Origin of the sequence: Streptomyces sp. NPDC088747 (assembly GCF_044751025.1) — a bacterium.
GTDB lineage: Bacteria > Actinomycetota > Actinomycetes > Streptomycetales > Streptomycetaceae > Streptomyces.
Genome location: NZ_JBIVKZ010000012.1, coordinates 107,808 through 120,550 on the forward strand (window position 1 = coordinate 107,808; position 12,743 = coordinate 120,550).

8 protein-coding genes are annotated in these 12,743 nt (G+C 72.5%); 2 read left to right on the top strand and 6 right to left on the bottom strand.

The genetic code is table 11. The annotated features are described in order from the left end of the window. The 4 genes from ACIP79_RS26550 to ACIP79_RS26565 all read right to left on the bottom strand — a co-directional run bounded on the left by ACIP79_RS26550 (nucleotide 1) and on the right by ACIP79_RS26565 (nucleotide 3,851). Nucleotides 1-831 carry an alpha/beta fold hydrolase gene (locus ACIP79_RS26550; protein WP_401227161.1) on the bottom strand — a complete coding sequence of 277 codons (831 nt, stop codon included), beginning with the start codon at nucleotides 829-831 and terminating at the stop codon, nucleotides 1-3. Between the two features lie 189 nt (nucleotides 832-1,020). Continuing rightward, nucleotides 1,021-1,842 carry an alpha/beta fold hydrolase gene (locus ACIP79_RS26555; protein WP_401227162.1) on the bottom strand — a complete coding sequence of 274 codons (822 nt, stop codon included), beginning with the start codon at nucleotides 1,840-1,842 and terminating at the stop codon, nucleotides 1,021-1,023. Nucleotides 1,843-1,912: 70 nt separating this feature from the next. Next, nucleotides 1,913-2,749, bottom strand: a complete 837-nt coding sequence (locus tag ACIP79_RS26560) for an alpha/beta hydrolase (RefSeq protein WP_401227164.1) — start codon at nucleotides 2,747-2,749, stop codon at nucleotides 1,913-1,915. Nucleotides 2,750-2,837: 88 nt separating this feature from the next. Next, nucleotides 2,838-3,851 carry a helix-turn-helix domain-containing protein gene (locus tag ACIP79_RS26565; protein ID WP_401227166.1) on the bottom strand — a complete coding sequence of 338 codons (1,014 nt, stop codon included), beginning with the start codon at nucleotides 3,849-3,851 and terminating at the stop codon, nucleotides 2,838-2,840. Between the two features lie 154 nt (nucleotides 3,852-4,005). On the opposite strand from ACIP79_RS26565, the gene ACIP79_RS26570 reads away from it, so the two are divergent. Further along, nucleotides 4,006-6,723, top strand: coding sequence for an AAA family ATPase (locus ACIP79_RS26570; protein WP_401227168.1), 2,718 nt, complete (start codon nucleotides 4,006-4,008; stop codon nucleotides 6,721-6,723). 41 nt (nucleotides 6,724-6,764) lie between these two features. On the opposite strand, the gene ACIP79_RS26575 is transcribed toward ACIP79_RS26570, so the two are convergent. Together ACIP79_RS26575 and ACIP79_RS26580 are read right to left on the bottom strand one after the other, a co-directional pair. Continuing rightward, nucleotides 6,765-7,559 carry an SDR family NAD(P)-dependent oxidoreductase gene (locus tag ACIP79_RS26575; RefSeq protein ID WP_387182840.1) on the bottom strand — a complete coding sequence of 265 codons (795 nt, stop codon included), beginning with the start codon at nucleotides 7,557-7,559 and terminating at the stop codon, nucleotides 6,765-6,767. 167 nt (nucleotides 7,560-7,726) lie between these two features. Beyond that, nucleotides 7,727-9,181: a serine hydrolase domain-containing protein gene (locus ACIP79_RS26580; protein WP_401227353.1), complete on the bottom strand. Its 1,455-nt coding sequence runs from the start codon at nucleotides 9,179-9,181 to the stop codon at nucleotides 7,727-7,729. 221 nt (nucleotides 9,182-9,402) lie between these two features. Here ACIP79_RS26580 and ACIP79_RS26585 point away from each other — a divergent pair, with 221 nt between their 5' ends. After that, nucleotides 9,403-12,678, top strand: a complete 3,276-nt coding sequence (locus ACIP79_RS26585; protein ID WP_401227170.1) for a family 78 glycoside hydrolase catalytic domain — start codon at nucleotides 9,403-9,405, stop codon at nucleotides 12,676-12,678. Nucleotides 12,679-12,743 lie beyond the last annotated feature (65 nt).

The following is a 12,743-nucleotide window of genomic DNA, read 5'->3' on the forward strand; positions in this document are numbered from 1 at the left end:
CTAGTTCCGGCCGGCGGTCCGGGCCGCGGTGACGATCAGGTCGGTCACGGCGGTGGGGTGGCTGATCAGGGCGGCGTGCGAGCTGTTGATCTCGACGGTCGAGGCGTTGGCGCGGCGGGCTTCGAACCGTTCCAGATCGGCGCCGAGGGTCCTGTCCTGCTTGGCGATCAGGGCCCAGCTGGGAATCGTGCGCCAGGCCGCCGCGGTGGCGGTGTCGGAGAAGGCCCCGGCGTCCACGGGACGTTGTCCCGCGGCCATGACGTCGGTCCTGGCGGCGGGCAGGTCGGCCGCGAAGACGGCACGGAACCGGGCCGGGTCGATGAACAGTTCGGCGCCCTGCGAGCCGTCGGCGTCCTGGTAGGGCAACGGCCGCAGGGCGGAAGCGAGTTGGGACTCGGTGGAGCGGGCGGCGAGGGCGCCCAGGTTCTCGCCCGCGTCGGGCATCAGCGCGGCGATGTAGACGAGGGCCTTCACGTCGGGGTTTCCGGCGGCGGCCTGGGTGATGACGGCGCCGCCGTAGGAGTGTCCGACCAGGACGACGGGGCCGGTGATGCCGCCGAGGACGGAGGCGAGTCGTGCCGAGTCCTCGGACAGGCCGCGGAGCGGGTTGGCGGGGGCGATGACGGTGTACCCGGCCTTCTGCAGTCGGGCGGTGACCGTGTTCCAGCCGGAGGCGTCCGCGAACGCGCCGTGTTCGAGGACGATGGTCGGCTTGGGCGAGGACGGGCGGGCTGCCGCGTCACTTCCGGCGGCGGAGGCGAGCGGAGTGCAGGCGAGCGCGGTGACGGTGACCGCGGCGAGGAGGCCGCGGCGGCGTGCGGAACGGGACATCGGAGGTTCTCGATTCAGCGGTGGTGGGTGGGGCAGGCATGGCCGTGCCACGGAGTTGATCCATCGAAGGCGTACGGGGTACGGGGGGCCGCTCGATGTGCGGTCGGTCCTCCGGGTGAGCCTCTGTGCGGGGCCCGCCGGCCCGAGTGGTGGAGGTCCGCGGGCCGGTCGCGGCAGCGCTGAGGGCGGTCAGTCCTTGAGGAAGGCGAGGAGGTCGTCGTTGAACGCGTCCTTGAAGTCACCGACGAGGCCGTGCGGGGCACCGGGGTAGACCCGCAGGGTGGAGTTCCGCAGCAGTTCGGCGGAGCGCGGCCCGGCCGCGGCGATGGGCACGATCTGGTCGTCGTCGCCGTGCGCGACCAGGACCGGGATGTCGATCTTCTTCAGGTCCTCGGTGAAGTCCGTCTCGGAGAACTGCTCGACGCAGTCGTAGGCGGCCTTGAGCCCGGCCTGCATGCTGATGCGCCAGAAGTCGTGCCGGATGCCCTCGGAGACGGAGTGGCCGTCGCGGTTGGCGCCGTAGAAGGGAACGGCGAGGTCGGCGTAGAACTGGGCCCGGTCGGATTCCACGCCGTCACGGATGGCGTCGAACGCCGAGCGGGGCAGGCCGCCGGGGTTGGCTTCGGTCCGGAGCATCAGCGGCGGGACGGCGCCGAGCAGGACGGCCTTGGAGACGCGGCCGGTGCCGTGGCGGCCGAGGTAGCGGGTGACCTCGCCGCCGCCGGTGGAGTGCCCGACCAGGACGGCGTCGTGCAGGTCGAGGTGCTCGACGAGCTGCGCGAGGTCGTCGGCGTAGGTGTCCATGTGGTGGCCGGTCCAGCCGTTGCCGGAGCGGCCGTGGCCGCGCCGGTCGTGCGCGACGGCGCGGTAGCCGTGTTCGGCGACCAGGCGCATCTGGTTCGCCCACGCCTCGCCGGACAGGGGCCAGCCGTGGCTGAAGACGACGGGCCGGCCGGTGCCCCAGTCGGTGTAGTGGATGTCGGTGCCGTCGGTGGTGGTGATCGTGGGCATCGTGAGGTCACGCTTCCGTGAGGGGTGGTCCGTCCGGCGGGTACCGGACGGACGACGGTCGGGCCGGTGGTCAGTGATGACGGCGGACGAACTCCAGGGCGACGTCGGCGACTTCGCGCCACCCGGCGTCGATGGTGAGGGAGTGACCCCGGCCGGGGACCGAGGTGAGCTCCGTGACGTCGGCGTTCTGTGCCTGCTTGGCGTGGCTCGCGCGGGCGATGGCGTACGGCACGGTGTGGTCGTGGTCGGTGCTGACGACCAGCAGCGGGCCGCGGCCGGGGTGGTGGGTGTCGACCTTGGCCTCGGTCCACGGGTTGATGTTCGCCGTGGCCGCCTGGAAGATCGGCTTGCCGGCTCCCGGTACGCAGAACTCCGTGTACAGCGCGTGTGCCTCGTCCTCGTCGACCCGGTTGGCGAAGGCGTAGCGGAACTGCTCGTAGGTGAGGGGGACGGCGCGGTGGGCGTTGGCCGGGTTGCCGAGTACGGGCGCGGAGGAGCGGAGGGCGGCGAAGGGCAGCGGCAGCACTCCCCGGAACGGGGCGGGGCTGATCGCCACCGTCGCACCGGCCAGGGCACGGCCGGCGAGGATCTGCACCAGCAGCCCGCCGAAGGAGTGCCCGACGAGGGCGGGCGGCTGGTCGAGCTTGCCGATCAGACCGGCGAGGTGGTCCGCGATCTGTCCGACGCTCTTGCCCGCGAAGACCTCGGGATGTGCCTGTGCCTCCGCGACCGTGTCGGGGTCGTCGGGCCAGCCGAGCAGTACCGGCGCGTATCCCGCGGCGGCGAAGTGCTCGGCCCACCGGTCCCAGCTGCTGGGGAGCAGCCACAGGCCGTGGACGAACACCACCACGGGGCGTCCGGAGGAGTTGGCGCGTTCGATCTGTTCGAGGTCATGAGTGAAGGTCATGGCCGTGACGGTAGGAAGCCGGTGACTGTCGGGGCGTCAGTCGGATGACTGCCCGTCGATCGGGCGCTTCGGACGGCTTGCCGGTCGGTCAGGGCGAATCAGGACGGCTGCCCGTCGGTCCGGGCGACTCCGGGACAGCGACGGTCGTCGTTCCCTCGTGTGCGGCGCGGCGGAAGTCCTTGGGAAGGACTCCGTAGGCCTGTCGGAACCTGCGGGTGAAGTAGCTGGCGTCGGTGAAGCCCCAGATACGGGCGATCGCCGCGATGGTGCGATGCCGTTTGCCGGGGGCCGCGAGGTCGCTGCGGGCGCCTTCCAGCCGCTGCGTGATGATCCACTGCTCCAGGCTTATGCCGCCCTGCCGCAGCACCTGGTACAGGGACCTCTCGGAGAGGTTGTGCACCGCGGCCAGGTGTGCCGGGGTCAGCTGGGGGTCGGTCAGGTGCCGGCGCGCGTAGGCCATGATCCGGGTGAGCTGGGTGTCGTCCCGTACGGCGGCGGTCAGCGGGTCGTCGGCGACCGCCGAGACGATGAGCGCGCGCAGCAGTTCGACGGTGGCCGACGCGAGCGCCGGGGCGCCCGGATCGCCCTCCAGGAGGGGAGCCTGCCGGACCAGCGTCGCGAGATGCTGGTGAACCAGTGCGTACAGCGGGCTGGTGCGCAGGGCGGGGGCGGCCCGCCGGACCGTGTCCACGGGCAGGCCGAGCAGGTCGTAGCTGACGTTGAAGGCGCTGGAACCGCCGTCCTCGGGCCAGTTCACGTCGTAGGGCGACGTCAGGTCGTTGATCATGAGGTCACCGGTCCGCACGACCTGCTGGTGACCGCGCTTCTCGTACTGCGCGAGCCCTCGGCGCTGCACGGCCAGGGCGACCATCTCGGGCTCGCTGACCCCGCGCAGATGCCTGGGCGTGCGGGTCTGGCGCAGCCCGGAGGCGTGCGCGGTGACGAGCTTGCAGGGCCCCAGCGTCCACAGGTGCATCGTGGCGTGGACGGCGACGGGATCCCTGTGCCGGATGGCCGCCCGCACGCAGCCCGCGGTCAGCGCCGCGTCGACGGCCTCGGCCCGGTCGGCCGGAGCGACGTCCCGGGTGTCCACGAGCAGCACGAGTCCCCCACCTGTCCCTGCCGTCCCCGCGTGTGCGGGGAGAGTCCAGTTTCCAACGCCATGGGTCCATTGTCACCGGCGGGGTTCGGCGATCATCGGCCCACGGCGGACCGGACCGCCGTGGGATCACGACGGACAGAGGGAGAACGGGACCATGACTGAGCTTTGGGGGCGGGACGCCGAACTGGCGCGGCTCACGGAGCTGCTCCGTACGCTGCGGTCGGGCGGCGGCGGGAGCCTGCTCCTGCGGGGCGAGGCGGGGATAGGCAAGACCGCGCTGCTCGACGCCGCGGCGCGCCGGGCCGAGGAGCAAGGCCTGACGGTGCTGACCGCTCACGGGAGTCCGGCCGAGGCACGGCTGCCGTTCGGGGCGCTGCACCAGTTGCTGTGGCCGTTGCTGCGGGACGACGCGTTGCCCCGGCGGGCCCGCGAGAGCCTGCGCGCGGTGCTGGGCGACCAGGAGGTGGCCGTACCGGACCCGTACGGTGTGGCGTTCGCCGCGCTGGACCTGCTGGTCGAGGCCGCGCAGCGCGATCCGCTGCTGGTGGTGGCCGAGGACGCGCACTGGTTCGACCGGCCCAGCGCGGACGTGCTCGGATTCGTCGTACGAAGGGTGCGCGGTGAACCGATCGCCCTGCTCGGAGCCGTCCGTGACGGACACGACGACCCCTTCGCCGGACACGGACTCGCCGAACTGGCGGTCGGTCCGCTGACCCCGGAGCTGTCCCACGCGCTCCTGGAACGCCACGGTGCCGATCTGCCGCTGCGGACGAGGGCACGCCTGCTGGAGGCGGCCCGCGGCAATCCCCTGGCCCTGCGTGAACTGCCGTCGGCGGTCCGGCAGAAGGAGGAGAGCGACCACACCCTGAGCGTCTTCCTGCCGCTGAGCACCCGTCTTGAGCGGGCCTTCGCCGCCCGGTTGCCCGACCTGCCCGCGCCGACCCGCACGGCGCTGCTCGCGCTGGCGGCGGACACCCACTGCACGCTCGCCGAACTCCTCGACGCTGTCGCGGAGATCCACGGCGGCCCGGCGACGGTCGCGGTGGTCGAACCGGCGGTCGCCGCGGGGCTCGTGGAGTGCGACGGGGCCGCGGTGCGGTTCCGCCACCCTCTGGTGGCCTCCGCCGTCTACCAGCGCGCGTCCCTCGGCGACCGCCTGGCGGTGCACCGCGCGCTGGGCGGCCTCCTGGCGGCGGAGCCCAACCGCGCGGTCTGGCACCGGGCCACCGCCGCGCCGGGCCCTGACCGCGAACTCATGGAGGAACTGCGTGACTTCGGCGAACGCGCGGTCGCCCGGGGCGCGACGTCCGCCGCCGTCGAGGCGCTCGAACGCGCCGCGGCCCTCGCCCAGGACGACAACGACCGCACCACGCTGATCCTGCACGCCGCCCAGGCCGCCTGCGAACTGCCCGAGGGCAAGGCCAGGGCCGCCGCGCTCCTCGACAGCACCAGGCTCCGCCGGTTGGACACCGCCAACCAGGCCCGGCGCGCGCTGCTGGAGGAACTGGCCGGCCTGCGACCCTCCGGCGACCCGCATTTCGTACGCACCCTCGTCCGGCACGCGCTCGCCGTCCACGGCATCGGGGAGCGGGAGCTCGCCCGACAGCTGCTGTGGACCGCGGCGGCGCGCTGCTGGATGGACGGCGCCGGGATCGAGGTCCGAACCTGGTTCGCCGGTGTCCTGGACACACTGGACCCCCGTATGGAGCACCCCGGCACCGTGTACACCCTGGCCTACCTGCTGCCCGTCGAGCGCGGCCGGGCGATCCTGGAGCGCCTCACCCGGCTCCCGGCCGCCGACGGCGACGCCGCGCTGCTCTACGCCGTCGCCGTCAAAGGGCTGCTCGGTGAGTTCCCCGACACCGTCGACCACATCGCGGCGGCGACGAGCGCCGTCCGCGCCCAGGGGCGGGTCGCGCAGACGGTCAAGTACCTGAGCGTGTGGGCCGGTTCGGACGTCTGGGGCGGCGCCTGGGACCGGGCCATCGCTAACAGCCTGGAATGCGAGAGGCTCGCCACCGCCACCGACGAGCCGGTGTGGCGGCTGATGGCACTGGGACACCGGCTCGGGGTGGCCGCCCTGAGGGCGGAGACCCAGCACGCCGAGGCGCTCGCCGCCGAGATCCTCTCCGATCCGCGCACGCCGCACTACCTCAGGTCCATCACCCACCGCGCGCTCGGGATCAACGCCCTGAACGCCGGGCGCGGCGCGGAAGCCTACGAGCGTCTCAGCCGGCTGTTCGACCCCGCGGACCCCGTCCACCACTACGCCGTCACGCCGTTCACCTTCGCCGACCTCGCCGACGCGGCACGGGCCGCGGACCGCGTCGAGGAGGCCCGCGTCCTGCTCGGCGACCTTGAGCCGACGGCTGCCCGCGAGCCGGCGGCGGCCGTCGCCATCGGCCTGAACCACGCCCGCGCCCTCCTCGCGGGCGACCTCGATGCCGAGAAGCACTACACGGCCGCGCTGGCCGTCGACCTGACGGCATGGCCGCACTACCGCGGGCGCCTCCACCTCGCCTACGGCCAGTGGCTACGTCGTCGCCGGCGCCACACCGAGTCCCGCGGCCACCTGCGCCTGGCGCTGGATCTCCTCAGGGAACTCGGCGCAGGTCACTGGGCCGAGCAGGCACGTCGCGAACTCCGCGCCGCCGGACAGTCCTCGCCCGAGGACGCCCCCGGGCCCGCCGCCCTCACCGCCCAGGAACTCCAGATCGCCGGCATGGCGGCACGCGGGATGACGAACCGGGAGATCGGCCGGCACTTCCACCTGTCGCACAGGACCGTCGGCGCGCACCTCTACCGGATCTTCCCCAAACTCGGGATCACCAGCCGGGGGCAACTGCCGCACACCCTCACGGAGCACCTCTGACGAAGCGATCCGCAGACGCGGCTTCACGAAGGGCAAGCGCCTCAGGGAAGGATCGAGTCGACGTAACCGCCGTCCACCCGCAGCGCTCCCCCGGTCGTCGCGGACGCCTGGTCCGAGCTCAGGTAGACGACCATGTTCGCGATCTCCTCGGGCTCGATGAGCCGCTGGAGGAGCGACTGCGGCCGGTGCTCCCGCATGAAGGCGCGCTGCGCCTCGTCCCACGGCAGGGAACGGTCCACCAGGTCGTAGACGAAGTCCTCCACACCTCCCGTGTGCGTGGGGCCGGCGATGACGGAGTTGACCGTGACGCCCGTCCCGGCGGCCTCCTTCGCGAACCCCCGGCTCACGGCGAGCAGCGCGGTCTTGGACATGCCGTAGTGGATCATCTCGGCGGGGATCGCCACCGCGGAGTCGCTGGCGATGTACTGCACGCGTCCCCAGCCCCGGTCCATCATCGCCGGGAGGCAGGCGCGGGTGAGGCGGACGGCCGCGAGGACGTTCACCTCGAAGTAGCGCCGCCACTCGTCGTCGGTGATCTCCAGCGCCGGTGCCGCGCCGAAGATCCCGAGGTTGTTGACCAGGATGTCCACGTCGGGGAGGAGTTCCAGGGCCGTCGCCGCGCCTTCCTCGGTCCCGAGGTCGGCGGCTACCTCGACGAACCGCCCCTGTGGGACCTCTTCCGCGAACCGCGCGACGGCCTCCGCCACCCGGCCCTCGTCCCGGCCGCTGACGCCCACCCGCGCACCGGCGCGGGCCAGGCCCACGGCGATCGCCGCGCCGATGCCCTGCGTCGAGCCGGTGACCAACGCGGTCCGTCCTTCGAGGTTCAGCTGCATCAGCACACTCCACTGCGTAGTCGGCGGGTCCGGACATCTTCTTCCCATACGATCATCGGCGATCACCCTTCCTGGGGCGATTCGCCGATGCGCCCGACACCCGATGCACGCGAAGGCCGCCGCCCCGCGGCTCACCTCCGTCGTACGGCTCACCCCGGGCGTACGGCTCACCTCCGGCGTACGGCATCCCCGTCACGCGGCGCCCGGAGAAAGCGCAGCCGGCCGGGGCGCAGCGGCCTCGTGTGCCAGTGGGCCGTGAGGGTGCGGTCGGACAGTGAGCAGGTCACGGTCAGGCGGTGCGGGGTCTCCAGGAAGATCACGTCGACGCGCAGGGTGTCGGGGGCGGTCCATCCGCCGCTCACGGCCGTGGGAACCGGGGCCGAAGCGGTGGTCCAACCGGACCCGTCGAAGCGCAGGTCGAGGCGGTCGACGCCCTCGGCGAGCGAGATGGACCAGCCGTCCTCGCCCGCCGTGACCGTCGCTCCCGTCAGACTCGGCTGCTGCGCGCAGGAGCCGCCCGCCGGGACGAACTCGGCGCCCGCCCAGGCCTCGGCCTCCGCCGTGGGCGTGGCGGGCGCCGTGACCGGCCGCAGCGCGAGTCGCGCGAGCCGGTCCCGCAGGACCGCGTCCTCGTGGCCGGGGAGCGGCGCGGAGCCGAACGAGGGCAGCAGGTGCCGCCACACCAGATTCAGCAACTCCTGCATCTGCTCGGTCGCGGCGGTCGTCACGATCACCGCGTCGTGCTCGGGCAGCACGAGACAGAACTGCCCGTACGCCCCGTCACCGCGGTATCCGTGCCGGGACGTCCAGAACTGGAACCCGTACCCCTGCTGCCAGTCCGACAGCGCGCCCTCGGCCGTACCGTCGGCGTTGGGGACCCGGACGCCCGTGGCCTCGGCGATCCACGAGGAAGGGAGCAGCCGCCGTCCCTCCCAGACGCCGTCCTGGAGATACAGCTGGCCGAGCCGGGCGATCGCGTCGGTCGCCGCGTGCAGGCCGCTGAAACCGATGTCGCGGCCCGCCGGGTGCTGCTGCCAGGCGATCTCGCCGATGCCCAGGGGGTCGAGCAGGCGGGGCCGCAGATAGTCGGTCAGCCGCTGCCCGCTGGTGCGCTGGACGATCGCGGCGAGCGTGTAGGTGGCGGGCTGGTTGTACGCGAAGACGGTGCCCGGGTCGCGGTCCGGCGGTGTCATCAGGAAGCCGCGTACGGGTTCCCCTCGGTCGAGCCGGAAGGCCGCCTCATAGGTGTCGACGAGGTGGCCGCTCGCCATGGAGGCGACATGGCGTACGAGATTGGCGCGGCTGCGCGGGTCGGTGATGTCCGCCTCGAACTCGGGGAAGTACGAGATCACCGGGTCGTCGAGGCGCAACAGCCCCTCGGCGGCGGCGAATCCGGCGGCGGTCGAGGTGAAGCTCTTGCTGAGCGAGTAGAGGAGCCGGAGGCGCTCGGGAGCGTACGGTGCCCACCAGCCGGAGGCCACGAGGTGACCGTGGCGCAGGATCATCAGGCTGTGCGGTTCGATGTCGGGCGCGGACTCGACGGCGTCGAAGAAGGCGTGGATGCCGGACGCGTCGACGCCCTGTTCGGCGGGCGTGCTGGCGGGCAGGGGGCGGGCGCTCATGCGGGTGGCCTCCGGGCGGCTCGGGAGCGGGTCGGCGACGGTGACCGTCATGGGACACGCAGCGCCTGAGCCATCCTCTCTCGCCCGCCCCTCCATTCCTTGAGGCGCCTGCACTCCCCTCCTTTCCATGAGGTGCCTGCACGCCTCTTGAGGCCCGACAGCGGGGCCTCATAGGATCGTTGACAGCCGAATGAAACGTTTCAATCACTGAAGGGCGACACATGGCCAAGGATTGGAACCGACGCGTCTTCCTGCGAGGCTCCGTCGCGGGAGCGGGCGCGTCCATCGCACTGGGATCCGCCACCGGCACCGCGTCCGCGTCGCCGCCCGCAGGTGTCGCCCACCGCCCCGGGAACGGACTGCGCGTGGAGCGCACGACCGTCGAGTACGCCGAGACGCTCCTCGGCACCGAGGTCGAACATCCCCGACTCACCTGGGAGTTGGCGGCCCCGGGCCGAGGTGCCCGGCAGACCGCCTACCGGGTGCGGGTGGCGACCACCGAGAAGGACCTGGTCCGCGGCCGGCACCTGGTCTGGGACTCGGGCCGGGTCGAGTCGGACCGAACGGTCGGCGTCGTCTATGCGGGCCCCGCGCTGCGACCCCGTACCCGCTACCACTGGCAGGTCAGGGTCTGGGACCACGAGGGCCGCCCGTCCGCATGGAGCGCTCGGCGCTGGTGGGAGACAACGTTGCCAAAGGACGCTTGGGAGGGGTTCTGGATCGGCGCGGCGGCCGCGCCGGAGCCGCCCGGCCTCGACGGGGCGTCCTGGATCTGGTCGCCCGGCGCGACCGCGAACTCCGCCCCTGTCGGGCCCCGTTGGTTCCGCGGAGCGGTCTCCCTCCCCGCGGGTGCGGAGATCCGCAGGGCGACCCTGGTGGCCACGGCCGACGACGACTTCACCCTGTACCTCGACGGCCGGCAGGTACTGCGCCGGCCGGAGCAGACGGACGCCTGGCGCACCGGACAACTCGCCGACGTCACCGAACAGGTACGTGGGGCGGCCGGCGGGCGGATCGTGGTCGCGGCGCTGGCCACCAACCGCGGCAACGCCTCCGTCAATCCGGGCGGGCTCCTCGTCCGCCTGCTCGTCGAAACCGCCTCAGGCACGGTCGAGCTGGTCACGGGAGCGGGCTGGCGCTCCGCCGAGAGCGAGCAACAGGGCTGGCAGCAGGCCGGGTTCGACGACGCCGACTGGCCCGAGGCGGCCGTGCTCGCGCCGTACGGACAGGGGCCCTGGGGCAGCGGCGTGTCGATCGCGGTGCCCGAACAGCCCGCTCCCCTGCTGCGCCGCGAGTTCACCCTGTCGCGGAAGGTGGTCCGCGCCCGGCTCCACATCAGCGGACTCGCCTACTACGACGCCGAGATCAACGGCGCACGCGTCGGCCGGCAGGTGCTCGACCCGGGCTTCACCGACTACGACGAGACGGTGCTGTACGCGGTGCACGACGTGACGGAGCAGGTCCGGCGGGGCGTCAACGCGATCGGGGTGACACTCGGCCGCGGCTTCTTCGGGATGACCACACCGAACGTCTGGAACTGGCATCGACCGCCCTGGCACGGCGAGCCGCGGCTGCTCGCCCAGTTGGAGGTCGACCATCCGGACGGCTCACGCACCGTCGTCGCGACGGACGGGAGGTGGCGGATCACCGAGGGCCCGACCCGCTCCAACTCCCTCTACGCGGGCGAGAGTTATGACGCACGTACAGCACCCGCGGGCTGGACGCGCCCCGGATTCGACGACGAGGGCTGGCAGGAGGCACAGCGGCAGACCGCGCCGAAGGGAACCCTGCACGCGCAGGCCCACGACCCGATCGAGGTCATCGAGACCGTACGCCCGGTCGCCGTCGACGAGTTGAGCGAGGGGGTCTACGTCGTCGACATGGGCCGGACGATGGCGGGCTGGTCCCGGCTGACCGTCCGGGCCGAGGCGGGGACCACGGTCCGCCTGGTGCACGGCGAGAAGCTGAAGTCCGACGGCAGCGTGTCCGCGGAGACCGGGCATGTGCCGGGCCGGTTCCAGACGGACGAGTACGTGTGCGCGGGCGGCGGCGGGGACGAGGTGTGGGAGCCGAGATTCTCCTACAAGGGCTTCCGTTACGTGCAGATCAGTGGTCTGCCCTCGAAGCCCGAGCCGTCCCAGGTGCTGGGCCGTGTCGTGCACACGCGGGTGGCCGCGACGAGCACGTTCGCCTGCTCCGAGCCGTTCTACGAGCAGTTGGAGCGGGCGATGCGGCGCACCCTCCTCAACAACCTGCACGGCATCCCGACCGACACGCCGATGTACGAGAAGAACGGCTGGACCGGCGACGCCCAGTTGGGCGCGCCCGTGATGGCCTACGCCTTCGGGGTGCACCGGTTCCTGTCGAAGTGGCTCGGCGACCTGAGGGACAGTCAGAACGCCGACGGGCAGCTGCCGGTGATCGTGCCGAGCGGCGGCTGGGGCTACGGCGATCTCGGCCCGTCGCCCGAGTGGACGACCGTGTACCCCTTCCTCGTACGCGAGATGTACCGCGTGTACGGCGACGAGCGGCTGGCCCGCGACCACTGGGCGCCGCTCACCCGCTACCTCGACTGGGAGATCTCACGGCTCCGGGACGGACTCGCGGTGACCGCGCTCGGCGACTATCTGCCACCGGGCTACGGCGGCAACCCGCCCGAGGACACCCGGCTGACCGCGACCGCCTATCTGCATCGGGCGCTGACCGGGACGGCGGAACTCGCGGACCTGCTGGGCGAGGACGGGGTCGCGACGCGCTACCGCGAGGTCGCGGGCGGCCTGAAGGAGGCGTTCAACACGGCGTTCCTCGGCCCCGACGGGCACTACCGCACCGCGAAGGACCCCGGCTACCGCCAGACGAACAACTGCGTCCCCCTCGCCTTCGGTCTTGTGCCGCCGGGTGCGCGGGCGACCGTAGTCGACTCGCTCCTCGCCGACATCGAGCAGCGCGGCAACCATCTCAACACCGGGGCGCTGGGCACGAGCGTGCTGCTGCGGGAACTGTCCGCACAGGGGCACCCCGAGGTGGCGCACGCGATCGCCACCCAGCGCACGTACCCGAGTTGGGGGTACTGGTTCGACCAGGGCGCCGACACCATGTGGGAGATGTGGCCCCTCGACTCCCGCTCCCGGGACCACTACTTCCAGGGCACGGTCGTCCAGTGGCTCTACGAGAACGTGGCGGGGCTGCGCCCCGGCGACGCGGGCTACCGCACCTTCACGGTCCGGCCTGACGGCCGTACGGGAGTGGACTGGGCGCGTACGTCGGTGCACACGGTGCGCGGTGAGGCGACGGCCGCCTGGTCCCTCGTCGACGGGAGGACCCGGCTCTCGGTCGGGGTGCCGGTCGGGTCGACGGCGGAGGTGCATGTACCGGCGGCCACCCGTGCGGCCGTCAGGGCTCCGGACGGGGCGGTGTTCGTACGGTCGGACCGGGGGTTCGTCGTGTACGAAGTGCCGCACGGCGCCTGGGACTTCGTGGCGCGGGCCGACGGGTAGAGAGCGTTCCCGAGCGGCCCTCGGGGGAGGTGTCCCGAGCTGACGGAGCACCGTCATAATGTTCG